27 protein-coding genes and 1 riboswitch are annotated in these 24,950 nt (G+C 72.6%); of the genes, 18 read left to right on the top strand and 9 right to left on the bottom strand.

The window, feature by feature from the left end; all coding sequences use genetic code 11:
- Nucleotides 1-5 precede the first annotated feature (5 nt).
- Genes O3597_RS13740 through O3597_RS13715 form a run of 6 tightly spaced genes read left to right on the top strand, consistent with a single transcriptional unit; the run spans nt 6 to nt 5,462 of the window.
- Nucleotides 6-1,385 carry an acetyl-CoA carboxylase biotin carboxylase subunit gene (locus O3597_RS13740; RefSeq protein WP_281604379.1) on the top strand — a complete coding sequence of 460 codons (1,380 nt, stop codon included), beginning with the start codon at nt 6-8 and terminating at the stop codon, nt 1,383-1,385.
- A complete protein-coding gene (locus O3597_RS13735) occupies nt 1,382-2,158 on the top strand; it encodes an SRPBCC family protein (protein ID WP_164450156.1) in 777 nt (258 codons plus the stop codon). The genes O3597_RS13740 and O3597_RS13735 overlap by 4 nt, the downstream gene beginning before the upstream one ends.
- Entirely contained in the window at nt 2,151-2,549 is a 399-nt protein-coding gene (locus O3597_RS13730) for a cupin domain-containing protein (protein WP_164450155.1), read from the top strand. The genes O3597_RS13735 and O3597_RS13730 overlap by 8 nt, the downstream gene beginning before the upstream one ends.
- Entirely contained in the window at nt 2,546-3,820 is a 1,275-nt protein-coding gene (locus O3597_RS13725) for a beta-ketoacyl-[acyl-carrier-protein] synthase family protein (protein ID WP_281604378.1), read from the top strand. The genes O3597_RS13730 and O3597_RS13725 overlap by 4 nt, the downstream gene beginning before the upstream one ends.
- Entirely contained in the window at nt 3,817-5,106 is a 1,290-nt protein-coding gene (locus tag O3597_RS13720) for a beta-ketoacyl synthase N-terminal-like domain-containing protein (RefSeq protein WP_164450153.1), read from the top strand. Before O3597_RS13725 ends, O3597_RS13720 begins: the two co-directional genes overlap by 4 nt.
- Complete coding sequence (locus O3597_RS13715) at nt 5,106-5,462, top strand: antibiotic biosynthesis monooxygenase family protein (protein WP_164450152.1); 357 nt, start codon at nt 5,106-5,108, stop codon at nt 5,460-5,462. Before O3597_RS13720 ends, O3597_RS13715 begins: the two co-directional genes overlap by 1 nt.
- A gap of 351 nt (nt 5,463-5,813) precedes the next feature.
- On the opposite strand, the gene O3597_RS13710 is transcribed toward O3597_RS13715, so the two are convergent.
- Together O3597_RS13710 and O3597_RS13705 are read right to left on the bottom strand one after the other, a co-directional pair.
- On the bottom strand, nt 5,814-6,743 hold the full coding sequence (locus O3597_RS13710; protein ID WP_164450151.1) for a sialidase family protein: 930 nt from the start codon (nt 6,741-6,743) through the stop codon (nt 5,814-5,816).
- 100 nt (nt 6,744-6,843) lie between these two features.
- Complete coding sequence (locus O3597_RS13705; protein WP_281604377.1) at nt 6,844-7,464, bottom strand: ABATE domain-containing protein; 621 nt, start codon at nt 7,462-7,464, stop codon at nt 6,844-6,846.
- Between the two features lie 88 nt (nt 7,465-7,552).
- Here O3597_RS13705 and O3597_RS13700 point away from each other — a divergent pair, with 88 nt between their 5' ends.
- Nucleotides 7,553-8,779, top strand: coding sequence for an MFS transporter (locus O3597_RS13700; protein ID WP_281604376.1), 1,227 nt, complete (start codon nt 7,553-7,555; stop codon nt 8,777-8,779).
- Here O3597_RS13700 and O3597_RS13695 read toward each other — a convergent pair.
- Nucleotides 8,673-9,116 (bottom strand): MmcQ/YjbR family DNA-binding protein, encoded by a 444-nt coding sequence (locus O3597_RS13695; RefSeq protein WP_166459266.1) that lies wholly within the window; start codon nt 9,114-9,116, stop codon nt 8,673-8,675. The two genes, O3597_RS13700 and O3597_RS13695, sit on opposite strands and share 107 nt — an antisense overlap.
- 53 nt (nt 9,117-9,169) lie before the next feature.
- On the opposite strand from O3597_RS13695, the gene O3597_RS13690 reads away from it, so the two are divergent.
- Nucleotides 9,170-10,273: an alpha-hydroxy acid oxidase gene (locus tag O3597_RS13690; protein WP_164450177.1), complete on the top strand. Its 1,104-nt coding sequence runs from the start codon at nt 9,170-9,172 to the stop codon at nt 10,271-10,273.
- Between the two features lie 85 nt (nt 10,274-10,358).
- Nucleotides 10,359-10,619 carry a hypothetical protein gene (locus tag O3597_RS13685; RefSeq protein ID WP_164450148.1) on the top strand — a complete coding sequence of 87 codons (261 nt, stop codon included), beginning with the start codon at nt 10,359-10,361 and terminating at the stop codon, nt 10,617-10,619.
- A 93-nt stretch (nt 10,620-10,712) separates the two neighbouring features.
- On the opposite strand, the gene O3597_RS13680 is transcribed toward O3597_RS13685, so the two are convergent.
- Nucleotides 10,713-12,149 (bottom strand): glycine hydroxymethyltransferase, encoded by a 1,437-nt coding sequence (locus tag O3597_RS13680; RefSeq protein ID WP_164450147.1) that lies wholly within the window; start codon nt 12,147-12,149, stop codon nt 10,713-10,715.
- Nucleotides 12,150-12,167: 18 nt separating this feature from the next.
- Nucleotides 12,168-12,258: riboswitch (ZMP/ZTP riboswitch) on the bottom strand.
- Nucleotides 12,259-12,378: 120 nt separating this feature from the next.
- Between O3597_RS13680 and O3597_RS13675 the strand changes: the two genes are divergently transcribed.
- Nucleotides 12,379-13,248, top strand: coding sequence for a metallophosphoesterase (locus tag O3597_RS13675; RefSeq protein WP_281604375.1), 870 nt, complete (start codon nt 12,379-12,381; stop codon nt 13,246-13,248).
- A 31-nt stretch (nt 13,249-13,279) separates the two neighbouring features.
- Here the strand turns inward: O3597_RS13675 and O3597_RS13670 are convergent, their stop codons facing one another.
- Complete coding sequence (locus tag O3597_RS13670; protein WP_281604374.1) at nt 13,280-13,780, bottom strand: hemerythrin domain-containing protein; 501 nt, start codon at nt 13,778-13,780, stop codon at nt 13,280-13,282.
- 146 nt (nt 13,781-13,926) lie between these two features.
- On the opposite strand from O3597_RS13670, the gene O3597_RS13665 reads away from it, so the two are divergent.
- Together O3597_RS13665 and O3597_RS13660 are read left to right on the top strand one after the other, a co-directional pair.
- A complete protein-coding gene (locus O3597_RS13665) occupies nt 13,927-14,157 on the top strand; it encodes a hypothetical protein (RefSeq protein WP_164450176.1) in 231 nt (76 codons plus the stop codon).
- 147 nt (nt 14,158-14,304) lie between these two features.
- Nucleotides 14,305-15,276, top strand: a complete 972-nt coding sequence (locus O3597_RS13660) for a DNA primase small subunit domain-containing protein (RefSeq protein ID WP_281604373.1) — start codon at nt 14,305-14,307, stop codon at nt 15,274-15,276.
- Between the two features lie 4 nt (nt 15,277-15,280).
- On the opposite strand, the gene O3597_RS13655 is transcribed toward O3597_RS13660, so the two are convergent.
- The gene (locus O3597_RS13655) at nt 15,281-15,787 is read right to left on the bottom strand and encodes an Lrp/AsnC family transcriptional regulator (protein ID WP_164450143.1); all 507 of its coding nucleotides are present in this window, start codon (nt 15,785-15,787) and stop codon (nt 15,281-15,283) included.
- Between the two features lie 104 nt (nt 15,788-15,891).
- Between O3597_RS13655 and pdhA the strand changes: the two genes are divergently transcribed.
- The 5 genes from pdhA to O3597_RS13630 all read left to right on the top strand — a co-directional run bounded on the left by pdhA (nt 15,892) and on the right by O3597_RS13630 (nt 21,586).
- The gene (pdhA, locus tag O3597_RS13650; protein WP_164450142.1) at nt 15,892-17,058 is read left to right on the top strand and encodes a pyruvate dehydrogenase (acetyl-transferring) E1 component subunit alpha; all 1,167 of its coding nucleotides are present in this window, start codon (nt 15,892-15,894) and stop codon (nt 17,056-17,058) included.
- Nucleotides 17,058-18,074, top strand: coding sequence for an alpha-ketoacid dehydrogenase subunit beta (locus O3597_RS13645; RefSeq protein ID WP_281604372.1), 1,017 nt, complete (start codon nt 17,058-17,060; stop codon nt 18,072-18,074). The genes pdhA and O3597_RS13645 overlap by 1 nt, the downstream gene beginning before the upstream one ends.
- The gene (locus O3597_RS13640) at nt 18,071-19,495 is read left to right on the top strand and encodes a dihydrolipoamide acetyltransferase family protein (protein WP_281604371.1); all 1,425 of its coding nucleotides are present in this window, start codon (nt 18,071-18,073) and stop codon (nt 19,493-19,495) included. Before O3597_RS13645 ends, O3597_RS13640 begins: the two co-directional genes overlap by 4 nt.
- A gap of 290 nt (nt 19,496-19,785) precedes the next feature.
- On the top strand, nt 19,786-21,045 hold the full coding sequence (locus tag O3597_RS13635) for an Ig-like domain-containing protein (RefSeq protein WP_164450140.1): 1,260 nt from the start codon (nt 19,786-19,788) through the stop codon (nt 21,043-21,045).
- A 190-nt stretch (nt 21,046-21,235) separates the two neighbouring features.
- Complete coding sequence (locus O3597_RS13630; protein ID WP_281604370.1) at nt 21,236-21,586, top strand: STAS domain-containing protein; 351 nt, start codon at nt 21,236-21,238, stop codon at nt 21,584-21,586.
- Nucleotides 21,587-21,680: 94 nt separating this feature from the next.
- Here the strand turns inward: O3597_RS13630 and O3597_RS13625 are convergent, their stop codons facing one another.
- From O3597_RS13625 to O3597_RS13615, 3 genes are all read right to left on the bottom strand, one after another.
- Nucleotides 21,681-22,061, bottom strand: a complete 381-nt coding sequence (locus tag O3597_RS13625) for an FKBP-type peptidyl-prolyl cis-trans isomerase (RefSeq protein ID WP_164447340.1) — start codon at nt 22,059-22,061, stop codon at nt 21,681-21,683.
- 164 nt (nt 22,062-22,225) lie between these two features.
- Nucleotides 22,226-22,795 (bottom strand): hypothetical protein, encoded by a 570-nt coding sequence (locus O3597_RS13620; protein WP_281604369.1) that lies wholly within the window; start codon nt 22,793-22,795, stop codon nt 22,226-22,228.
- A gap of 159 nt (nt 22,796-22,954) precedes the next feature.
- A complete protein-coding gene (locus O3597_RS13615; RefSeq protein ID WP_281604368.1) occupies nt 22,955-23,680 on the bottom strand; it encodes a helical backbone metal receptor in 726 nt (241 codons plus the stop codon).
- A 219-nt stretch (nt 23,681-23,899) separates the two neighbouring features.
- On the opposite strand from O3597_RS13615, the gene O3597_RS13610 reads away from it, so the two are divergent.
- On the top strand, nt 23,900-24,784 hold the full coding sequence (locus O3597_RS13610; RefSeq protein WP_235944673.1) for a DUF2726 domain-containing protein: 885 nt from the start codon (nt 23,900-23,902) through the stop codon (nt 24,782-24,784).
- Nucleotides 24,785-24,950 lie beyond the last annotated feature (166 nt).

Raw genomic sequence — 24,950 nt, 5'->3', positions numbered from 1 at the left:
GCGCGATGTTCTCCAAGGTGCTGATCGCCAACCGGGGCGAGATCGCGCTACGCATCCTGCGTGCGTGCCGGGAACTCGGCATCCGTACCGCCGTGGTCTACTCCACCGCGGACGCCGACTCGGTGGCGGTGCGGCTGGCCGACGAGGCCGTCCGGATCGGCCCCTCGGCCAGCCGGCGCAGTTATCTCAACGCCGCCGCGGTGGTGGAGGCGGCCCGTAAGGTCGGTGCCCAGGCGGTGCACCCGGGCTACGGGTTCCTCTCCGAGGACGCCGATTTCGCGGAGATCTGCGCGGACAACGGGCTGACCTTCGTCGGCCCGCCGCCGCGCGTGATGTCCGTGCTTGCCGACAAGTCCTCCGCCCGGGCGTTGATGAGCCGGGCCGGGCTGCCGTTGGCGCCGGGCGCGGTGCAGCCGGTACCGACGGCCGCCGAGGCCGCCGCCGTCGCCGCCGAGGTGGGCTACCCGGTCATCATCAAGGCCGCGGCCGGGGGAGGGGGCCGGGGAATGACGGTGGTCCGGACCCCGGCGGACCTGCCCCGGGCGTACGCGCGCACCCGGGCCGCCGCCCAGGCCGCCTTCGGCGACGACCGGGTGTACGTCGAGCGCTACCTGGTCGACGCCCGGCACGTCGAGGTCCAACTGCTCTGCGACTCGCACGGCAACGGCGTGCACCTGGGCACCCGGGACTGCTCGGTGCAGCGCCGTCATCAGAAGCTCGTCGAGGAGGCGCCCGCCCCGGCGCTGTCCCCGGCGACGTTGGACGCCATCGCCAGCACCGCCCTGCGTGGCGCACTCGACGTGGGGTTCACCGGTGCCGGGACGGTGGAGTTCCTGGTCGACGCCGAGGAGAGGTTCCACTTCCTGGAGATCAACTGTCGCATCCAGGTGGAACACCCGGTCACCGAGATGATCACCGGCATCGACCTGGTGCACGAGCAGTTCCACGTCGCGGCGGGCACCCCGCTGCGCTGGCGTCAGGAGGACGTCCGGTTCACCGGGGTGGGCATCGAGTGCCGGGTCAACGTGGAGGATCCGGACCGGAACTTCGCCCCCACCCCCGGCCGGCTGGACCGCTTCGTGCCGCCCGGCGGCCCGTTCACCCGGGTCGACACCCACGGCCACGCCGGTTACCTGGTGGGACCGCACTACGACTCGCTGCTGGCGAAGGTCGTCGTCTGGGCCCCGGACCGTGACCTGGCGTTGAGCCGGCTGGACCGGGCGCTCGGCGAGTTCGAGATCTCCGGACCGGGGATGCGGACCACCATCCCGTTCGTGCGGCGGGTGCTCGACGACGCCGAGTTCCGCAAGGGGCGGCACTCCACCGGGCTGGTGGACCGCCTGATCGCCGCACCGAAACCCACACACCCGAGGAGGGAACGATGACCGTCACCGATGACGACTCGCTGACCGCGGAGATAACCGACATCCTGGTCACCAACTGCGGACTTGATCCGGAGGCCGCCGCCCGCGCGCCGGCCGCCTCCCTGGAGGAGCTGGGCATGGACTCGCTCGCCCTGCTCGAACTCTCGGCAGTGGTCGCCGACCGCTGGCAGGTCAGCATCCCGGAGCAGGCCGCACAGTTGAGCATCCCGGGCGTGGCCGACCTGGTCGCCCGGCGGGCCGATCCGCCCGGGCACACCGAGAACAGCATCGTCATCGCCGCTCCGCTGGACCTGGTCTGGTCGGTGACGAACGACGTGGCCGGCTGGCCGGACCTGTTCACCGAGTACGCGCGGGCCGAGATCCTCGACCGGGACGGCGACACGGTCCGGTTCCGACTCACCATGCATCCCGACGAGAACGGTGTCGCCTGGAGCTGGGTCAGCGAACGCACCGCGGACCCGGCCACCCGACAGGTGCGCGCCCACCGGGTGGAGACCGGGCCGTTCGAGTACATGCGGATCCGCTGGACCTACACCGAGGAACCCGACGGTGTCCGGATGACCTGGGTGCAGGACTTCGCGATGAGGCCGAGCGCACCGGTGGACAACGCCGGGATGACCGAACGGATCAACACCAACAGCGCCGTGCAGCTGGCCGTCATCAGGGAACGCGTCGAGCGGCTCGCCCGGGACCGGACGACCACGCCGCCGGCGAGCGTCACCCCGACGGCCGTGGCGACCGGTGCTAGCGCGACAGGAGCCGACGATGAGTGACCTCGCCCTGGTGGCCGCCCGGGACGTCCCCGCCGACCGCCGACGCGGCGGCGAGCTGCGGGTCCTGCTCGGTCCGCGTACCGTCGGCAGCACCTCGGGTTTCATGGGTGTGGCCACCATGGCACCGGGCGAGCGGATCGCCGAGCACTACCACCCGTACAGCGAGGAGTTCCTCTACGTCGCCCGGGGCGCCATCACCGTCGACCTGGACGACGAACCGGTGCCGCTGGCGGCCGGCGAGGCGCTGTTCGTGGCCCGCAACGTCCGGCACCGGCTGCGCAACACCGGACACGTGCCCGCCGAGGTCGTCTTCCACCTCGGGCCGCTGGCGCCGCGCCCGGAACTCGGCCACGTCGACACCGAGCTTGTCGAGCAGCGGGACCGGTCGTGACCACCCGGCGCACCGTGGTCACCGGCGTCGGGGTGGTGGCCCCCGGCGGGGTGACCCGGGACCGGTTCTGGAAGAGCATCACCGAGGGGCGTACGGCCACCCGGCGGATCACCTTCTTCGACCCGTCGCCGTTCCGGTCGCAGATCGCCGCCGAGTGCGACTTCGACCCGGACGCCGCCGGGTTGACCCCCGCCCAGCGGCAGCGCGCCGACCGGTACGTGCAGTTCGCGCTGGCCTGCGCCGCCGAGGCGGTCGCCGACAGCGGGCTGGAACTCACCGACGCCGAACGCGACCGCACCGGTGTGGTCCTGGGCACCGCCGTCGGCGGCACCATGGCACTGGAACAGGAGTACGTGACGGTGAGCGACAGCGGCCGGCGTTGGCTGGTCGACGCGGCTCTCGGCGGCCCGTACCTCTACCCGGCGCTGATGCCCAGCAGCCTGGCCGCGGACGTGGCCTGCCGCCACGGCCTGCACGGGCCGGCCCAGGTCATCTCCACCGGCTGCACCTCCGGCATCGACGCCATCGGCTACGCCCACCAGTTGGTCGTCGACGGCGAGGCCGACGTCGTGCTCGCCGGTGCCGCCGACTCGCCGATCTCGCCGGTCACCGTCGCCTCGTTCGACGCCATCAAGGCCACCAGCCCGGACAACGACGACCCGGCGCACGCCTCCCGCCCCTTCGACGCCGACCGGCACGGCTTCGTGCTGGCCGAGGGGGCGGCGGTGCTGGTGCTGGAGGAGGCCGGACACGCCGCGCGGCGCGGCGCGCACGTCTACTGCGAGGTGGCCGGCTACGCCAGCCGGAGCAACGGGTACCACATGACCGGGCTGCGCCCGGACGGCCTGGAGATGGGGCTGGCCATCACCGACGCGCTGCGGCAGGCCCGACTGATGCCCGAGGACGTCTCCTACATCAGCGCCCACGGCTCCGGCACCCGGCAGAACGACCGGCACGAGACGGCGGCGTTCAAACGGTCGCTCGGCGCGGCGGCCCACCGGGTGCCGATCAGCTCGATCAAGTCGATGGTCGGGCACTCGCTGGGAGCCATCGGCGCCATCGAGATGGCCGCGTGCGCGCTGGCCATCGAGTTCGGCGTGGTGCCGCCGACCGCCAACTGGGCCACCCGGGACCCGGAGTGCGACCTGGACTACGTGCCCAACGAGGCCCGGGAGGTGCCGGTGGACGTGGCGCTCTCGGTGGGCAGCGGCTTCGGCGGGTTCCAGTCGGCCATGCTGTTCCGCAGGTCGGCCCGGGACGTGACGCGGTGAGCGCGAGTCGGGTCCGGACGGCCCCTGCCGGTGACGGCGGGACCGGCGGGCGGGCCGTGGTCACCGGCGTCGGGGTGGTGGCACCCAGCGGCGTCGGCGCGGACGCGCACTGGCGGACGGTCCTGTCCGGCCGCCGCCGGACCGGACCGATCAGCCTGTTCGACGCCACCGGCTACCCGACCCGCCTCGGCGGCGAGGTCGCGGACTTCGACCCGGGCCGGTACGCCGACAACCGCGCCCTGGTGCAGACCGACCGGTGGACGCACCTCGGCTTCGCCGCCACCGCGCTGGCGCTGGCCGACGCCGGCCTGCCGGAGCGGGCCACCGACCCGTACGGCTGGGCGGTGACCCTGGCCAGCGCCTCCGGCGGCAACCTGTTCGGCCAGCGGGAGCTGCAACGTCTCTGGTCGTCACCGTCGCGCACGGTCGGCGCGTACCAGTCGATCGCCTGGTTCTACGCGGCCAGCGTCGGCCAGCTCTCCATCCGGCACCAGGCGAAGGGGCCGTGCGGGGTGCTGGTGGCGGAGTCGGCGGGTGGCCTGGACAGCCTGGCGCACGCGGTGCGGACCGTGCGGCGCGGTGCCTCGGTGGTGCTCGCCGGGGCGACCGAGTGTCCGCTGAGCCCGTACGCGCTGGCCTGTCAGCTGCGCTCCGGCCTGCTCAGCGAGGTGGCCGATCCGGAGCGCGCCTACCGGCCGTTCGACGCCACCGCCAGCGGCTACCTTCCCGCCGAGGGGGGTGCGGTTTTCGTGGTGGAGGAGCTGGAGCACGCCCGTGCCCGGGGTGCGCGCAGCTACGGCGAGGTGACCGGCTGGGGTGCCACCCACGACGCGGCGCACACCACCGCGGACAGTGCCGGTGATCCGCACCAGTACGCCCGCGCGATGCGGCTTGCGCTGGGCCGGGCCGGTGTCGAGCCGGACGAGGTGGACGTGGTCGTTCCCGACGCGCTCGGGGTACCGCGCTACGACCGGGCCGAGGCCAGCGCCCTGCGGGCCGTCTTCGGCTCCCGCCTGCCGCCGGTCAGTACCCACAAGGAGTTGACCGGGCGGGCGCATCAGGGTGGCTCGGCCCTTGACGTGGCCACCGCCCTGCTCGCCTTCGCGCACGACACGCTGCCCGCCTCGGCCGGGCCGCAGGTCGTGGCCGACGGGTGCGAACTGGATTTCCTGCGGGCCGCCCGCCGCCCGCGTACCCGGGTGGCGTTGATCTGCGCCCGGGGTTTCGACGGGTTCAACAGTGCGCTGGTGGTGCGCGGTGCGCCGCCGGCCGGAGAGGAGTGGTGATGGACGCACGGGAGGGCGAGCAGCGGGCTGGCGAGCACCGCGCACGGGTGGTGTTCCTGGTCCGGGTGCCCGACGAGCGCACTGCGGACTTCCTCCGTGCCTACGAGGCGGTCCGGCACCTGGTCGCCGACGGGGTGCCGGGCCACCTGGTCGACCAGGTCTGCCGTTCGTCGACCGACCCGGAGCAGTGGCTCATCACCAGCGAGTGGAACAGCCTGGCCGACTTCGAGGCGTGGGAGCGCAGCCCGGAACACCGCGACCTGGTCCGACCGATGCGGGAGTGCTTCACCGATGCTCGCTCCCTGCGCTTCCACATCCACGCGCAGACGCCCGTACCGGCCGGAACACCCCGATGAGCAGATGAACGATCGGTGGTGATCCGCTCACTCAAGGCTGACACACGGACTCGATCATCCTCGCTGGCCGGTCCGACGGCAATCCGGTCAGTCGCCCTTCTCGGGCATCCATTTGCATGACGCAATGTCCATCATGGCTGCCGTAGGGTGCTGGCAGCGCTCCGAGCAGGCGATCTGTGTCTGGTGCGTGCCGCGGCGACGCCGATGGTGGAGGTGGGGAGTCATGACCGGACCGCTGTGCTCGCCGAGCGAGACCGATCGGCGGCCCCGCGCCGACCCGCCGACCTCCGCCGACCGGCAGCCCCCGGGTGACCGGCCGCACCGGGCCACGCGGACGCCGCCGGTGCGCCCTCAACGCGACCCGAGGTCGACCTCGGCCAGGTAGACGCAACTGTGCCCCTCGTGCGAGGAGTAGTAGCTGACGTGCAGTCGGTCGTCGTGCCAGACCAGGCCGGGATAGCTGGAGTCGCCGCCGGAGGGTAGCGTCACCAGCTCCCGCAGCCGGCCCCGCGCCACGTCGACGGCGCAGATCGCGGTCCGCACCGAACCGTCGTGCAGCCGTACGCCCGCCACGAGGGTGCCGTCGGGCAGCCGGCACAGCGCCGGACCGCCCACCCGTACCCCGAGGTCCGTCCAGGTCCACTCCCGGTAGGGCGGGCGGGCCCGGCCGAGCTGCGCGGTGGCCGTACCGCCGTCGCGCCGCAGCAGGCAGGTGACGGTGCCGTCGGGTTCGAAGACCAGCCCGGACTCGTTCGGGTACCCACCGGAGAACAGGGTGCGGACCACCGGTCGCAGGTCGAATCCGTCGTCGCTGCGGTAGAGCCGGGCGAACCGTGGCTCCCGGGTGGCGTAGCCGACGCCGTACATCGCGTCGCCGTGCCAGGCCGCCCGCCAGATCCAGACGTCCGGTTCGCCGATCGGCCGGGGCTCGTCCCACCGGTGGCCGTCGTCGCTGAGCGCGGTGACCGTCCGGAACCGTTTCGGAGTCCCCGTCGCGGCGGCGGCGAGCAACTGCAACCGTCCGTCGGGGCGCGGCACGAAGCGTGGGTCGCGCAGGTCGACACCGGTCTGGGCGAGGACCGCCGCGGTCTGCCAGGAGCGAGCGTCCGACGAGGTCAACACCCGCAGGACGCCGTCGTCGGACAGGTGCGACCGGCCCTGTCGGAACGCGCAGAACCACTGTCCCGCGTGCCGGACCAGGTCGGTGAAGGCGTTGTGCGGGGCGGTGTCACCGATACGGCGTATCGCGCGCACCTCGGTGGTCGCCGGACGGATGATCACGTGCGTCGACGGTACGCGGACCGGGCGACACGGGTGTGGCGGCGCGGCGAACAGCGGACGAACGCGACGGTCGGCCGGTGCCGCTGGCCGGCTCGGATGCTCACCGGGTCGCGCGGGTGCGGCGCGCGGCGACGTAGCGCCGCGCCTTTTCGGCGGTTCCGCAGTCGTCCATGCTGCACCAGCGGCGACTGCGGTTCTTGCTCTCGTCGAGGAAGACGAACCGGCAGCCGCCGCATCCCTTGATCCGGTCGAGTGGGCCGGTGGTGAGCAACTGGACCGCCGCGTGCACCACCGGCCGTAGCGGCCGGGCGGCGGTGTGGTCGTCCCGCCAGGACCAGACGAAGGTGCCGGCCCGGTCGAGCCGCGCGTGAGCGAGCGCGTCGGCTTCGTCGTCGCGCAGCCGGGCCAGGGTGGACCGGCCCGGACTCCGCCCGGACGCCACGGCCCGGAACACCTCGTCGAGGCGGTCGCGGACGTCCAGTGACCGCAGGAAGGCGGCCTGCGTGTCGTCCGGGTCGTCGTGGCGGCGACGGTGTGACCTGGTCACCTCCGCGTCGGTGAGGACGCCCGCGTAGCCGGCCCAGGCGAGCAGCTCGGGGTAGCCGGTGAGCACGTCGTCGTCGGGCGGCCCGACGGGTGGACCGGTGCGGGTGTTGACGAAGTCCAACGCGAGGTTGCCGCCCACCAGGCGCAGCCTCCGGACACCCTCGACTGTTTCCATCAAACACGACTTTACCAGTTGACGGGGACCGGAGGCGCTTCCTAGTGCTACCTCCATAGTCGAGATAGATGGTAACACTGGAGGGCGGATGGGACGCGGGCGGGCGACAACGGTCCTGATCGGACTGTCGGGCGGGACCTTCCTCTACACCACCGCCGAGGCGCTGCCCATCGGGCTGCTGCTGCCGATGGCGGCGGATCTGGCCGTGTCACCAGCGGACGTGGGCATGCTGGTCACCGCGTACGGCGCCGTGGTGATGGTCGCCTCGGTGCCGTTGACCGCGCTGGTCCGCCGTGTCCCTCGGCGGCGACTGCTGTCGGCGCTGCTGGCCGGCTTCGTGGTCAGCAACGCGGTCACCGTGTTCGCGAGCGGCTTCGCGGTGCTGCTGGCGGCCCGGATGGCGACGGCCGCGACGCACGCGCTGTTCTGGGCGGTGGTGGTGCCGGCCGCCGCGGAACTGTTCCGGCCGGGACTGCGGGGCCGGGTGGTCGCGGTCGTGTTCGCCGGTGGCAACGTCGCCCTGGCCCTGGGCGTGCCCGCGGGCATCTGGCTGGGCGAGCGCGCCGGCTGGCGGGCCTCGTTCCTGGCGGTGTCCGGGCTCGGCGCGGTGGTGTTCGTGGTGGTCGCCGCGCTGCTGCCCGCGACCCGGCCGGATCAGGGACACGCCACCCGGGGCGCGACCCCGGACGCGCGCCGCTTCTGGCTACTGGTCACCGTGGCCGTCCTGGCCACCGCCGGTGCGATCGTCGCCTACACCTATGTCGCCCTCTTCGTCACCGAGCACACCGCGATGGCCGCCACCTCGGTCGGTGCCATTCTGCTCGCTCGCGGGATCGCCAGCGTGCTCGGCATCCTCGCCGTCGGCGTGCTGGTGGACCGCAACCCCTGGCTCGCCCTGATCACGACCGTCGCACTCCAGTCGCTGGCTCTGCTCGGGCTGTACGCGCTGGGCCACCGGCCCGTCGCGGCCGTCGTCCTGATCGCGCTGTCCGGCCTGGCCTTCGCCGCGTTCACCGCGACCCTCGGCGGCCTCGTCCTCCAGGTGGCGCCGGGGCGCTCGGATCTCGCCGCCGCCACCGTCTCCGCCGCCGTCAACGTCGGCATCACCGGTGGCGCCTTCGTCGGAGGAATCACGCTGCCGAGCCACGGCGTGCACCGCACGGTGCTGATCGGTGCGCTGCTCAGCATCGTGGCGCTGGTGCTGGCGCTCACCGCCCCGCTTCGGGCGGTGCCGTCTGTGCCTGGTGCGCGGCGGCCAGCCGTCTCGGGGCGCGGGCGTACCAGGCTTCCACGATCAGCTCGGTCAGCTCGGTGACGCCGATCCGGTCCAGCCGGACCAGCACCGACGGGTAGCCGTCAAAGTGTGGCGTGGTGAAGAAGAGGCCGGGGTCGTCGGCGAGCAACGCCTCCTTGACGCCGAGGTCCGCCACCCGGACCCCGAGGATGGGACCATCCGGTGCGGCCGGACCGAGTTCGTGGAGTTCCTTGCCGCGCAGCGGGCGTTCCCAGACGAACGGCTTGTCCTTCACCCGCCAGGCGGCCACGCCGTCATAGGAGGGCCGCTCGCTGGTCTCCGGCAGGCCCAGCGCGATCCGGCGTACGTCGTCCCAACTGGCCACCTCCTGACGGTACGCCAGGTTGACGCCCGCCATGGGTCCCGCCCACACGGTCGGGGTGGCCTGGCGTGGCGGCGGTCAGGTCGGCGATGGTGGACCGCATGGAGATCAAGCCCGACCCGGTCTGCCTGGCCGACTTCGCCGCCCTGGCCCGGACGGTACTGCCGCCGCGCGTCTGGGACTACCTGGACGGTGGCAGCGGTGCCGAGGTGACCCTCGGCGGAAACCGCAGCGCTCTGGACCGGGTCGGCGTGGTGCCGAGGGTGCTGACCGGGGTGAGCACCCCGAGCCTGCGGACCCGGTTGCTCGGCCGGGAGTACGCGATGCCGGTGGCCGTGGCGCCGATGGCGTACCAACGGCTGGTGCACCCCGACGGCGAACCGGCGCTGGCCGCCGCGGCCCGCGTCGCCGACGTGCCGTACCTGGCCAGCATCCTCGGCAGCACGCCGATCGAGCAGGTCACCGCCACCGGCGCCGAGGTCTGGTTCCAGCTGTACTGGCTGCGCGACCGGTCCCTGGTCGCCGACCTGCTGGCGCGGGTCCGCGCCGCCGGCTGCCGGGCGCTCGTGGTCACGGTGGACGTGCCGGTGCTCGGCCGACGGCTGCGGGACCTGCGCAACTCCTTCCGGCTGCCGCCGGAACTGGTTCCGGCCAACCTGCCGGGTGGTCGCGACGACCTGGCCCACGGCGGCACGCCGGGGGTCACCCCGGTGGCCGCGCACCGTGACGCGGCGTTCGCTCCGGCGCTCACCTGGTCGGACCTGCGGTGGCTGGGGGAGCGGTGCGACCTGCCGCTGGTCGTCAAGGGCATCCTCGACCCGGCCGACGCGGTGCGGGCCGTCGACGCGGGAGCACGGGCGATCGTGGTGTCCAACCACGGCGGCCGACAGCTCGACGGAGCCCCGGCCAGCGCCACCATGCTGCCCGAGGTGGTGGCGGCCGTCGGTGACCGCTGCGAGGTGTTGCTGGACAGCGGCATCCGCAGCGGTGTCGACGTGCTGCGCGCCCTGGCGCTCGGTGCCGCCGGTGTGCTGGTCGGGCGGCCGATGCTCTGGGCCCTGGCGGTCGGCGGGCAACCGGCGGCCAGCTCCGCGCTGGCCCTGCTCGCCGCCGAGGTACGCGACGCCCTGGCCCTGGCCGGCTGCGCCGACCCGGCGAGCGCCCGGCGGCTGCGCACGGTCCCGGTGGGCTGACCGGAACCGGTGCGGCGACTTATCGCGTTCACCGGTTCGCAACCTGTGACGGCTGCCCTGCCGCCGTCCTGACAGGACGGTCATAATGGGCGGCATGGTTGCCTGGGAGTACGCCCTGCTGGTCCGCCGCTACCAGGGGCAGGGTCGCAATTTTCATGTCTCGTTCGTCTGGTACGGCCCCGACGGATCCCGCAAGGACATCACGGCGTACGGCGACACCGCCATCGCGCATCTCAACCGCGCCGGCCGCGACGGTTGGGAACTCGTCTCCGCCGCCGAGGACGTGAACAACGTGCAGGGCAGCACCGAGGTGCACCGCTACCACCTGAAACGTCCACTCGCCTGAGGGGCGTCCACTGTCGAGCCGTGGCGGTTCGACTACTCCTGAGTTGACCGCAGTCGCGTCGGGCCGGGCCGTCCCGGCCCGACGCGATCGTCGTCAGCCCAGCTCGACGTCCGGGTAGAGCGGGAAACCGGTGAGCAGCTCGCTGGCCTGTCGGCCGATCTTGTCGGCGAGGGCCGGGTCGAGCACGTACTTCGCCTTGGAGGCGGTGCCGTCCGGGCCGACCCCGGCGCTGGTCTGACTGAGCACGGCGTGGATCAGCTCGGCGGTGGTGTCCATCTCCGCCGTGCCGAGCCCCCGGGTGGTCAGCGCGGGGGTGCCGATCCGGATGCCGGAGGTGTACCAGGCACCGTTGGGGTCCTGCGGCACCGCGTTGCGGTTGGTGACGATGCCGGAGTCCAGCAGGGCCTGCTCGGCCTGCCGCCCGGTCAACCCGTAGCCGGTCACGTCGATCAGCACCAGGTGGTTGTCGGTGCCGCCGGTGACCAGCTTGGCTCCGCGCCGCAGCAGACCCTCGGCCAGCGCCTGGGCGTTGTCGACGATCTGCCTGGCGTAGCCGGCGAAGTCGGGCCGGCGGGCCTCGGCCAGCGCCACCGCCTTGGCCGCCATCACGTGCGGCAGCGGGCCGCCGAGCACCATCGGGCAACCCCGGTCCACCTGGTCGGCCAGCTCCGGGCCGCACAGCACCAGGCCGCCGCGCGGACCGCGCAGCGACTTGTGGGTGGTGCTGGTGACGATGTGCGCGTGCGGCACCGGGTCGAAGTCGCCGGTGAAGACCTTGCCGGCGACCAGGCCCGCGAAGTGCGCCATGTCCACCATGAAGGTGGCGCCGACCGAGTCGGCGATCTCCCGCATGACCCGGAAATTGATCTTGCGTGGGTACGCCGAGTAGCCGGCGACCAGCACCAGCGGCCGAAACTCGCGAGCCGCCTCGGCGACCCGGTCGTAGTCGACCAGACCGGTGTCCGGGTCGGTGCCGTAGCTGCGCTGGTCGAACATCTTGCCGGAGATGTTCGGCCGGAAACCGTGGGTCAGGTGCCCGCCGGCGTCCAGGGACATGCCGAGCATCCGCTGGTCGCCCAGCTCGCGCCGCAGCGCGAACCAGTCCGCCTCGGTGAGGTCGTTGACGTGCCGGGCCTGCGCCTTCTTCAGCGCCGGTGACTCGACGCGGTCGGCCAGGATCGCCCAGAACGCCACCAGGTTGGCGTCGATGCCCGAGTGTGGCTGCACGTACGCGTGCGCCGCGCCGAACAACTCCCGGGCGTGCTCGGCGGCGAGCGCCTCGACGGTGTCCACGTTCTGGCAGCCGGCGTAGAACCGTCGACCGACGGTGCCCTCGGCGTACTTGTCGCTGAACCAGTTGCCCATGGCCAGCAACGTCGCCGGGGAGGCGTAGTTCTCGCTGGCGATCAGCTTGAGCGACTCGCGCTGGTCGGCCAGTTCCGCCCCGATCGCGTCGGCGACCCGCGGCTCGACACCACGGATCACCTCGAGAGCGCTGCGGAAGGCGGTGGATTCGGCGTTGCGCGGCATGCGACCTCCAGGTGACGTGCGGAAGGCCCAGGCGCTCGGCATGCGTCCTCGTGACGGGGCCGCTCCCCGATGGTTCTCCATCTCCAATGCGCCAGTCACGGCCCGAGGGGATCCTACCGGGTACGCCGGCAGGGCGGGCCGCGGCGGGCGACCGTGCGGCGCGTGGTGGACCCGCCGGGATCGCCGCCGCAACCGGCCGGGGGCCGGGCGGGCGCACTAGGATCGTCGCATGGCGGCAACGGGCGACGGTGGCAGTCTCCTGGCCATCAGCGACCTGCACGTCGGCCATCCGGAGAACCGGACGATCGTCGAGGGGCTGCGTCCCCGGACGCCACAGGACTGGCTGCTGGTCGCCGGTGACGTGGGCGACACCGTCGCCGAGGTGGAGTGGGCACTGCGGCTGCTGGCCGACCGGTTCGCCCGGGTGGTCTGGTCGCCGGGCAACCACGAGCTGTGGACGCCGCCCGCCGACCCGGTGACGTTGCGGGGCGCGGCGCGCTACGCCCACCTGGTCGAGCTGTGTCGTGGACTCGGCGTGGTCACCCCGGAGGACCCGTACCCGGTGTGGGCGGGGCCCGGCGGCCCGGTGACGGTGGCCCCGCTGCTGCTGCTGTACGACCACAGCTGGCGGCCGGACGGCTTCGACACGCCCGAGGCGGCGCTGGCCGAGGCGTACCGGACCGGGATCGTCTGCACCGACGAGGTGCTGCTGCACCCCGACCCGTACGAGAGCCGGTCAGCGTGGTGCGCGGCCCGGGTGGCCGAGACCGCCCGCCGGCTCGCCGAGCGCGATCCGGCGCTGCCGACCGTGCTGATGAACCACTGGCCGCTGGTCCGGGAGGTGACCCGGGTCCTGCGATACCCGATCTTCGCCCAGTGGTGCGGCACCGAGGCCACCGCCGACTGGCACGTACGCTTCGACGCCACCGCGGTCGTCTACGGCCATCTGCACATTCCACGGACCAGTTGGCACGACGGCGTGCGGTTCGAGGAGGTGTCGGTGGGCTACCCCCGGGAGTGGCGGTCCCGTGGCGTACCCCCGGGCCGGTTGCGGCAGATCCTGCCGCAACCGGAGGGGGTACCGCCCACGGCGTGGTGACCGGGTACGCCGCCGATCATCGGGCGGACCGTCAGACCCGCATCGCGTCCAGCGACTTCTTCAGCGCCTTGGGCGCCGTCGGGCTCCGGGGCGCCTCCGGACGCCGGTCGATCATCCGCTGCCCCATCTCCTGCAACTCCTTACGCCCCATCGACTCGCGCACCTTCGGGAACCACTCCTGCTCCTCCTCCTCGACGTGGTGCAGGACGTTCTCGATGAGGACCGTCGTCTTGGCGTTGAAGTGCTCGTCGTCGGGCTGCATCGAGGACAGCTCGAAGCAGAGCACGTCGGCGACGTGGTGCTCCTCGTACGACTCCAGGATGTGGTCCTCCAGCTCCGGCAGCCGCTTGCGGACCTCCGGGTACATGATCTCGTTCTCCAGGTAGGTGTGCACGGTGAGCGCCTCGAGGATCTGCTTCACCAACTTGCCGCGCTTGCTGGCCGGCGCGTCCTCGCTGGCCTGGAACTCCTTGAACAGGCGGCGCATCTCCTGGTGGTCCTCTTTGAGCAGCACGATGGCATCGGTGGACATGTGGCGACCTCCTCGGATCACTTCGAGGTCTGCACTCCTACCCTGGCGCAACCCCCGGAAACGGCACCTCGGGCGAAGGCGTGTGTCGCCGCCGACCGGGGGTATGCGGCCGGGACCTGACGAGTTGGAGGTGTGTCGTGGCCACGATGGTGCAGCGGCCGGCCAGTCCGGTGCAGGACAAGAACTACGACCTGATCCACGCGTTGCAGATGTCACTGGAAAACATCTGGCACCTGGAGTCCTACATCGCCGACGCGGACGCTCGCGGTGACGAGGAACTCGCCACCTGGTTCCGCAAGATCCAGGAGAACAACCGCAAGGCGGGTGAACAGGGCAAGCAGCTGCTTGCCGCCCGCCTGCAACGCGAGAACGGCTGATCCGGCGGCGGTGGCGGGGCGCCGCTCCGCCCCGCCCACCGATCGGGCCGGACGCGGGCGCGGACCGAGGGTGACCGCCGGAAACCGTCGCGGCGCGACTCCCGGCGGTGGCCCGCCGGCCGGGTGCCGCGTCGTACCCTCTCAGGTGTGGCCACGGCGGCGCAGGAGATCCAGGTGGGGCGGCGGACGGTCCGCGTCAGCAGCCCGGACAAGTCCTACTTTCCCGAGCGGGGGCTGACCAAGCTCGACGTGGTGCGCTACTTCCTCGCCGTCGGCGACGGCATCCTGCGCGCGCTGCGGGACCGGCCGACCATGCTCGAACGGTGGCCGCGCGGCGTGTTCGAGGGCGCGACCATCGCCACCCGGCAGGACAACCGGGGTGACGCGTTCTACCAGAAGCGGGTGCCGGCCGGCGCGCCGGACTGGGTGGGCACCGCCCACATCACCTTTCCCAGCGGACGCACCGCCGACGAGGTCGCTCCGGGGGAGCTGGCCGTGGTGATCTGGGCGGTCAACCTGGGCACGCTGCGCTTCCATCCGTGGCCGGTGACCAGGGCGGACGTGGAGCGGCCGGATCAGCTGCGGATCGATCTCGACCCCATGCCCGGGGTCGGGTTCGACCAGGTGGTGCCGGTGGCCCACGAGGTGCGTGCCTTCCTCGACGAGTTGGGGCTGACCGGCTATCCGAAGACCACCGGCGGGCGGGGGCTGCACGTCTACGTCCCGATCGAGCCGCGGTGGAGCTTCGGCGACTGCCGCCGGGCGGTGCTGGCCCTCGGTCGGGAGATGCGGCGGCGCCGGCCGGACCTGGTCACCACCACCTGGTGGCGCGAGCAGCGGGACCGGCCGGTCTTCGTCGACTACAACCAGATGGCCCGGGACCACACCATGACCTCGGCGTACTCGATCCGGCCGACCCCGGCCGCGCTGGTCTCCGCACCGCTGGACTGGTCGGAGCTGGACGACGCCCGACCGGAGGACTTCGACGTGACCACCATGCCGGGCCGGTTCGCCGACCGGGGTGATCCGCACGCGGGCCTGGACGCGCGCCGCTACTCCCTGACGCCCCTGCTGGAGTTGGCCGACCGGGACGGCCTGGACGCGCCGCCCGAACGCTGACCGGTCATCCCCACGGGCTGCGCACCCCGTCGTACTCCTCGAAGACCAGCCAGCTGCGGGTGGCGAGCACTCCGGAGATGCGCTGCACCCGGTCCAGCACCACGTCCCGAAGCGTGGCGTTGTCCGGCGCCCGGACCAGGGCGAGCACGTCGTGCTCGCCGCTGAGCAGTGCCACGTGTTCGACGTAGCGCACCCGGGCCAGCTCCGCCGACACCTCCCGCCAGGTGTTCTGCCTGATCGTCAACGCGATGTACGCCGAGGTGCCCAGGCCGGCCGGCTCCGGGGCGACCCGGGCGGCGAACCCGGTGATCACCCCGTCGCGCAGCAGCCGCTGCACCCGCGCGTAGGCGTTGGTGCGCGAGACGTGCACCCGTTCGGCGAGCGTCCGGATGGAGAGCCGACCGTCCCGGGTCAGCTCGTCGAGGATGCGCCGGTCGACCTCGTCGAGGGCGACGGCCGAACGTCCCGTTCCGCCCCGCCGGTCCGCCTCGTCGGCGGTCTCCTGGCTCATCGAGCCCTCCTCTGGGTGCCATCCATCCCGCGTTCACCGGTCATCTTGAGTCAATCATCCGACAGCAGGAGCATAGGGCCACCACTCGTCCAGGAGGTTCCGCCGTGACCACCACCCCCCAGGCGGCCCGCAGGGCATCCCCGCGCAAGCGGCGGCCGGCGACCCCGACCGCGCCCGACCCCGCCGCCGGCCTGCTACCCGAGACCGAACCGGTCCGGCTGCTCGACCCGGACGGCACCCTGCTGCCGGCGCGCGCGGACTACCCCGAACCGCCCGTCGAGGCGCTGCGCGAGATGTACCGCCGGATGGTCGTCGGCCGGCGTTTCGACACCCAGGCCACCGCGCTGACCAAGCAGGGTCGGCTGGCCGTCTACCCGTCGTCCCGGGGCCAGGAGGCCTGCCAGGTCGGCGGCGTCCTGGCGCTGCGCGACGACGACTGGGTCTTCCCCACCTACCGGGAGTCGATGGCGCTGACCGCCCGCGGCATCGACCCGGTCGAGGTGTTGACGCTGCTGCGCGGCGACTGGCACTGCGGGTACGACCCGGCCGCGCGGCGCACCGCACCGCAGTGCACCCCGCTGGCCACCCAGTGCGTGCACGCCGCCGGTCTGGCCTACGGGGAGTCGTACCAGGGGCGCGACACGGTGGCGCTGGTCTACATCGGCGACGGTGCCACCAGCGAGGGTGACTTCCACGAGGGGGTCAACTTCGCCGCCGTGTTCAAGGCCCCCGTCGTGTACTTCGTGCAGAACAACAGGTACGCGATCAGCGTCCCGCTGTCCCGGCAGACCGCCGCCCCGTCGCTGGCCTACAAGGGTGTCGGCTACGGCGTCCCCAGCGAGCAGGTCGACGGCAACGACCCGGTGGCCGTGCTCGCCGTGCTCACCCGGGCGGTCGCGCACGCGCGCGCCGGCAAGGGGCCGTTCCTGGTCGAGGCGCACACCTACCGGATGGAGCCGCACACCAACGCCGACGACGCCTCGCGCTACCGCGACACCGACGAGGTCGAGGCGTGGCGCGACCGCGATCCGCTGGCCCGGTTGGAAACCTACCTGCGCGGCCGGGACGTGCTCGACGACGCGGCGGTCGCCGAGATCGCCGAGCAGGCCGAGACGTACGCGGCCGAGCTGCGGGAACGGATGAACACCCAGCCCACGGTCGACCCGCTCAGCCTCTTCGACCACGTCTACGCCGAACCCACCCCGCAGCTCGTGGAGCAGCGGGAGCAGGTGCGCGCCGAACTGGCCGCGGCGACGGAGGAGGACGCCTGATGGCCACCATGACCATGGCGAAGGCGCTCAACGCCGCGCTCGCCGACGCGATGCTCGACGACGAGCGGGTGCTGGTCTTCGGCGAGGACGTCGGCCAGCTCGGCGGCGTCTTCCGGATCACCGACGGCCTGCAGGCCCGCTTCGGCGACAAGCGCTGCTTCGACACCCCCCTGGCCGAGGCCGGCATCGTCGGGTTCGCCGTCGGGCTGGCCATGTCCGGGCTGCGGCCGGTGGTCGAGATGCAGTTCGACGCGTTCGCGTACCCGGCGTTCGAGCAGATCGCCTCGCACGTGGCGAAGCTACGCAACCGCACCCGCGGCGCGTTGAGCGTGCCGATGGTGATCCGGGTGCCCTACGCCGGTGGGATCGGCGGCGTGGAACACCACTGCGACTCCTCGGAGGCGTACTACGCGCACACCCCGGGTCTGAAGGTGGTCACCCCGGCGACCGTCGACGACGCGTACTCGCTGCTGCGGGAGGCGATCGACGACCCCGACCCGGTGGTGTTCATGGAGCCGAAGAAGCTCTACTTCGCCGGCGCCGAGACCGCGCTGCCGACCCGGACCGAGCCGTTCGGCCGGGCGGTCGTGCGCCGGGCCGGTCGCGACGCCACGCTTGTCGCGTACGGCCCGGCGGTGCCGGTCGCGCTGGAGGCCGCCGAGGCCGCCCGGGACGAGGGATGGGACCTGGAGGTGGTCGACGTACGCACCATCGTGCCGTTCGACGACGCCACCATCGCCGCCTCGGTACGCCGTACCGGGCGGTGCGTGGTGGTGCAGGAGGCGCAGGGCTTCGCCGGAGTCGGCGCGGAGATCGCCGCCCGGGTGCAGGAGTGCTGCTTCCACGCGCTGCACGCCCCGGTGCTGCGGGTATCCGGGCTGGACATCCCGTACCCGGCGCCGATGCTGGAGCACACCCACCTGCCCTCGGTCGACCGGGTGCTGGACGCGGTGGCCCGCCTGCAGTGGGACGACCAGCCCGACCGGCGCTGGCTGACCGAGGGCAGCGCGGCATGACCGAGAAGGTTTTCCTGCTGCCCGACCTCGGTGAGGGTCTCGCCGAGGCGGAGATCGTGCAGTGGCGGGTCGCGGTCGGTGACACGGTCACCGTGGACCAGACCGTGGTCGAGGTGGAGACCGCCAAGGCGGTCGTCGACGTGCCCTGCCCGTACGCCGGCCGGGTCGTCGCCCTGCACGGCGCCGAGGGTGAGGTACGCCCGGTGGGCCAACCTCTGATCACCGTCGCCGAGCCGGTGAGCGGTGGCGCCGACGACGGCGAGCCGTCCGGGCACGCGGTCTACCGCGAGGAGGAGCGGGCCGGCTCCGGCAACGTGTTGATCGGGTACGGCACCGGCCACGGCGGTTCCCGCCGGCGTAGGCGGCCACGGCTCGCGGCCGGCGTGCGTGACGCTTCGACCGCCCCGCCTGCTCCGACGGCACGGCCGTCCGGTCCCGGCCTGCCACCGGCGGCGGACGGTCGGCAGCCGGACCCGTCCGGTGCGGCCCCGCCCCTGGTCATCTCGCCGATCGTGCGGCGGTTGGCCCGGGAGCGTGGGGTGGACCTGGCGTCGGTACGCGGCAGCGGCCCCGGCGGTGTCATCCGGCGGGCCGACGTGGAGGCGGCGGCCGGTGCGGTCGCCGCGGCGACGACCGGCGTGGGTGCCCCACCCACCGCGGTGTCGGAGCTGCCGGCGACGTCGGCGGAACACCACCCGGCGCCGGCCGGCGTGGCCCTGCCCGGTGCCCAGGACCTGGTCATCCCGTTGACCGGCATCCGGCGTGCCATCGCGGACAAGCTGTCGCGCAGCCGGCGGGAGATCCCCGAGGTGACCATTTGGGTCGACGCCGACGCGACTGCCCTGCTTCAGACCCGGGCCGCGATCAACGCCGCCCGCCCGGACCAGCCGGTGAGCATCCTGGCCCTGCTCGCCCGGATCTGTCTGTCCGGGCTGCGTCGCTACCCCCAGCTCAACGCACGGGTGGACACCGAGGGGCAGCGCATCGTCCAGTCCGCCGGGGTGCACCTGGGTATCGCCGCCCAGACCGACCGGGGCCTGGTGGTGCCGGTGCTGCGGGATGCCGAACGGCTCACCACCACCGAACTGGCCGCCGAACTCGCTGCCACCACCGCGGCGGCGCGGGCGGGCGACCTGCCGCCGGCCCGGCTCACCGGAGGAACCTTCACGCTCAACAACTACGGGGTGTTCGGCGTCGACGGCTCGACCCCGATCATCAACCACCCGGAGGCGGCGCTGCTCGGCGTCGGCCGCATCGTGGACAAGCCGTGGGTGGTGGACGGGCAGCTCGCGGTCCGGAGGGTGACGCAGCTGAGTCTCACCTTCGACCACCGGGTCTGCGACGGTGGCGTGGCCGGCGGGTTCCTGCGGCACGTGGCGGACTGTGTCGAGCAGCCCGGGCTGCTGATCGCGGCGGTCTGACGGCTCAGGTCGATCGAGGGGCCCCGTCTCCGCCGGAACGGGCCCCTCGATCGACCGCCGTCCCGCCGCGGACGCGATCCCGCCGGATCAGCGGTACGGCGGCGGACATCGCGCCACAGTCGGCCGAGTATCGCCCGTAACGTCGTCGTTGGCATTTTTCGTTCGCCCGGTGCGATTACGGAAAAAGCCTCTCCGGGCAATTTTTCCTGCTCTTGGTGGAAACCACGGAAACGTCGGTGCCGAGCTGGCAAGAATGTGCGGAGGAAGCGGCGATAACGGGGGGACGCATCATGATGTTGAGGCGGCGACTGACGCTGTTGGCGGTGAGTGTCGCAGCGGCACCGCTGGCGCTTGGCGCGTGCACCGGCGACCGCAGGACCGGGCAGCCCGCCGAGGCGCGAGCGAACCCGGAACTGTCCGTGACGCCGGCCGAGGGCACCCGCGACGTGCCGGTCACCGGGGAGATCGGCACCGTGGTCAAGCACGGGCGGGTCACCGCCGTGCGGATCACCGACGACAAGGGCGCGGCGGTCGCGGCGGAGCCCCGGGAGGACGGTAGCGGCTGGGTGCCGAGCCGGACACTGGAGCCGAAGCGGACGTACACCGCGGAGGTCACCGCGACCGGCGACTCCGGAAAGACCGTCACCCGCCGGACGACGTTCACGACGCAGCCCAAATCATCCAAACCAGCCATCGTCAGCACTTTGTATTTCGCCGGTGATCGGACGTACGGAACCGCTATGCCGGTAACCGTCGCGTTCGACCCGCCAATTCCCAAAGAGGCGCGGGCGGATGTGCAGCGCCGTTTGTTCGTGAAAACCGATCCGCCCCAGCCGGGCACCTGGTCCTGGGTGTCCGACGGAAGCCAGGTCTACTACCGGGCGCCCGATTTCTGGCGACCGGGTACGACGATCAAGGTTCGCTCGGCGCTGGAGGGCCTGCCGATCGGCAAGGACAGCGTCGGCGACGCCGACCGGCGAGCCAGCTCGAAGATCGGTCGGCAGGTCGAGTTGGAGATCGACAACGCGACCAAGCAGATGTCGGTCATCCGGGACGGCAAGCTGCTGCGCAAGCTGCCGGTCAGCCTCGGCAAGCCGAGCACACCGACCTCCAGCGGCAAAATGGTGATCATGGAGAAGCACGACTTCACCACGTTCGACACCCGGGGCTCGGCGGATCCGTACGTGGTCGACGTGGAGGACGCGCAGCGGCTCACCTGGGGTGGCGAGTTCATCCACGGCGCACCCTGGTCGGAGGGGGATCAGGGCTACACGAACGTCTCGCACGGCTGCACCAACCTGTCGGCGGCCAACGCGGACTGGCTGATGGGTGTCACACAGGTCGGTGACCTGGTCACCGTCAAGGGCACCGAGGTCGAACTCAACGAGGGCAACGGCTGGACGGCATGGAACGTCAGCTGGGAGGAGTTCGCCAAGGGCAGCGCGCTGCCGGTGCCCGCCGGCCTGCGGCCCACACCCACCCAGGCTCCGGACCCGGGGGCGGTCGCCGGAGGATCACCCGAACCGCAGCCGTCGGCGAGCGGCGGCTGACCCAGGCGTACGCCGGGCCGCCCGCCGTGGGTCGGCCCGGCGTCTTTTCGCGGCCCCGGCAGGGCTGCTCACCCGGGCCGGGGTTAGTCCCTAGGGTGGACCTCGCCGGCCTGCGGGTCATGCCCTGGGCTTACCCGGAACCGCCGCTCAGCAGGGTGGAAGTGTCGGTGGTGGGGGATAGGTTCGTCGTATGCGAGAGCGCGAGGAGCGGTTCCACGTCGAGACGAACGTGTCCGACGACGCGGTGTGCGTTCGCGTGGTCGGTGTGATCGACATCGCCACGGTCGCGGCGTTCCGCGCCGCGCTCTGGGCGGCGCCCGCCCGCACCGAGCTGCGGGTGGATCTCTCCGAGGTCCGGCTGCTCTCCGCGGCCGGGGTCCGCACCCTTGTCGCGGCCCGGCTCTGGGTGCGGTCGCAGGGCGGCAACCTGGTGCTGGTCGACCCGCCACCAATGGTGGAGCGGGTGCTGCGGGCCACCGGCCTGGGGCGGGTCATCCCGGTCGTCGGCGGCACACCGGAGCGGGTGCTCGCCGCGGCGTGAGGGTCGCCGCCGGCCGACCGCCGGTGCCGGCATGCCGATAGGTGGTTGGCGGGCGTCCGGCGCCGGGCACGGGGCCGGCGCCGGACGCGTGATGTCAGCGGACGTCGAGCAGGTCGACCACGAAGACCAGCGTCTCGTTGGGCTTGATGACGCCGCCGGCGCCTCGGCTGCCGTACCCGAGGTGCGGCGGGATGGTCAGCCGGCGACGGCCGCCGACGCGCATCCCCACCACGCCCTGGTCCCACCCGGCGATGACCCGTCCGCCACCGAGCGGGAACTCGAACGGCTCGCCCCGGTTCCAGGAGGCGTCGAACTCCGCGCCGGTGGAGTGGGACACCCCGACGTAGTGCACGCGGGCCTGCTGTCCGGGCTGGGCCTCCGGGCCCTCGCCCACGCTGATGTCCTCGATCACGAGGTCGGCCGGCGGGGCGCCCTCGATCGGGCCGATCTCGGGCTTGCTCGCTGCCTGGTTCATGCGGATTCTCCTGGTGCGTCGGTTCCGGTCAGCACCATCCTGCCGGATGCTCCGGCCCGGTGCGCGACGTGCACCGACGCGGACCGTCGGCGGCCGAGCCGGACGGACACGGTGTCGGCGGGCGCCACCCGTGGGTGACGCCCGCCTCGGGGAGGTGATCAGGGTCAGCGGAGCCAGCCGAACCGCTTGACGATCGGCAACCGCGCCCAGGTGCGACCAAGCCCCCAGGTGTCACCGGCGTTGGTCACCGCGATCAGGGCCAGCACGCCGGCGTAGACGAGGTGGTCGTCCATGAAGGGGTTGTTCTCCGGCGGCAGGACGGCCGTCCACATCAGCACCAGCAACAGACCACCGGTCGCCGCGGCGACGCGCACCCCGATGCCGAGCAGCAGTGCCGTACCGATGGCGGCCAAGCCGATCATGAAGAGCCAGTCGGCCCAGGCGGCTCCGGCGATGCTGTTGTAGAAGCCCTGGAACGGGCCGGCGGCACCGAAGCTGAGGAAGCCCTTGGTCGGGCTGCCCCCGTTGATCCAGGCGTTCTTCGCCTCGGTGGCGAAGCCCAGGCCGAACACCTTGTCCAGGAAGGCCCAGAGGAAGACCCAGCCGAGCGCCAGGCGGAGCCCGGCGAGCAGCCAGCGGGCGGCCCGGGTACGCAGGTTCTGTTCCTGGCTGGTCTCGGCCACCGGGGTCTCGGCGGCGGTGTTCCGCTCGATCATCGCGGTCATCATGTCCACGTCCCTTCTCTGCTTCGCACCGCGTGTCCCGGTGGCACTTCCATTGGACGTGGGAAGGGCAGGTGGCGATCAGGGCCGGCGGGCCGTTACCGGCCGGGACCTTCGACCCCTGTTCGTGGGGACCGGTGACCGGGGCCGGCCACCGAGACGCGCCCCGGGTCAGTGGGCGACGTACAGGTCCGCGAGTTGCGCGGCCAACAGTGCGGGGGCTTCGGCCAACGAGGGTCCGTACCAGGTCAGGTGCCGACCGGACACCAGGGCGCAGGGAACCCCGGGAAACGCCTCGGGCCCGTCGTCGCGGGTGAAGCGGTACGGCTCGTCCGGCAACACGACGAGCTCGGGTGCCTGGTCCCGCAGCTGCGGCAGGCTCGGCCGTGGATACCGCTGCGGCTGCTCGGCGTACGCGTTGGCGACGCCGAGCCGCCGCAGCAGATCCCCGGCGAACGTGTCGGCGCCGAGCACCACCCAGGGACGCCGCCAGACCGGGACCACCGCGCGTCGGGGGACCGGGGTCGCCGGTAGCGCGGCCCACTCGGCACGAGCCCGGGTCAGCCACCGGGGTTGCCCCGCGCAACCCAGGGCGTGCAGCAGATCGGCCAGCTCGGTCAGCGCACCGTTTACGGTGCGCGGATAGGTCACCCGGGTCGGTATGCCCGCCGCGGCCAGGGCGTCGGCGTCCGCACGCCGGTTCTCCTCGACGTTGAGCAGGACCAGGTCGGGGCGCAGCGAACGGACCCGGTCCAGGTCCGGGTACTTGGTGCCGCCGACCCGTGGCACGTCCAGGTCCGCCGGATGGGTGCACCAGTCGGTGGCGCCGACCAGCAGCCCGGGCAGGGTCGTCGCCACCGCCTCGGTCAGCGACGGTACCAGGGAGACCACCCGCACCGTGCACCTCCTCGGCCAGCCGCCGTCGTCCATCGTCCGGTCACCGGCGGCCCGCCGGGGGAACCGCCGGCATGATCGTCATCCTAGACTCGGTCAGCCGGCGGGAGGAGACCCTTGTCGAGCCGCTCGCGCGCGGCGGTCCGGTTCTCGGCATGTCGCTGACGCGAGCCAGCCGGCCGCGGCCGCCGCCGACCCGCGAGGAGAGGTTGAGAAGGACTCATGGGTACCACGATGGACGGTGGCCACGACCGCGAGCTGGCACCGGTGCCGGAGACCGCGGGTCGCGGCCCCGTGCTGGTCCGGGGGGAGCAGCGGGTGCACGCCGGGCTGCGCCTGGGCGAGATCGTCCGGCGTCGTCCACCGGGTGTCACGGCGAGCCAGTGGAACACCGCCAGCCGGACGCTGTTCGACCACGTGGTCTGCACGGCGGCGACCGGACGGCCCGAGTTCGCCGTCGAGTTCCACGCACCGTCGACCGACGCCACCGTCAGGCGGGCCGCGCGGACCACGGAGGCCGTCGCCGCCGCGACCGGCCTGCCGCTGCTGCGGATCGTCTCCGCCACCCTGCGCACCGCCGGACATGGACCACGGATCGTCGCCTACCTCGTCGACGCCCGCCGGTACGCCGCCGGTGCCGCCGGCTCGGACGTGGTGGCCGTCGGATTCCGGGACATCGTGGGCCGACTGCCCGACGGGCGCGACGGCGCGGTCAACGACCTTGGCGCGCTCGCCCGGGTCGAGGCGGTGCAGGCGTACGTGGCGCGGCGACTGGCCGACCCCATCCTGCGCGGGCTGCACGTGCACTGGACGCGAGGTCCGGCCGAGGGGTGGAGCTGGGCCGAGGTGCGTCCGGGCGAGCTGCTCGTGGAACGGGTGACCGCGCAGGCGTACGGACTCTCCTGCGGCGTCGAGCCGCCCCGGCTCGCCGAGGACCTCGCCGTCCTCGCGGTCGGGGAGCGGTTGCGGACGATCGAGGTGGGCGCGCCGCCGTTGCTGCCACGCGAGGATCTGCTCGCCGACATTCGGCGGCTACGCGACCGCCGTGACGAACTCGTGGGTGACTTCGCCTACGACCATCTGCTGCCGGCGGTGACCGCGTCCTGAACAACGGTGCCGGGCGAGGCGGACGGTGACCGGCCGGGCGCGGAAAGAAACATCGAAAAAAAGTTCACCGCCTTTGAACCGCCGTCGGAGCGGGCCCGTACCTCACCGCGAATGGACAGGAACTCCCCAACCCGCACCGGCAGGCGCGGGAGACGGTGCGGAAAGG

Origin of the sequence: Verrucosispora sp. WMMA2044, assembly GCF_027497155.1 — a bacterium.
GTDB classification, from domain to species: domain Bacteria; phylum Actinomycetota; class Actinomycetes; order Mycobacteriales; family Micromonosporaceae; genus Micromonospora; species Micromonospora palythoicola.
This window is presented reverse-complemented; position numbering and strand designations above follow the sequence as displayed.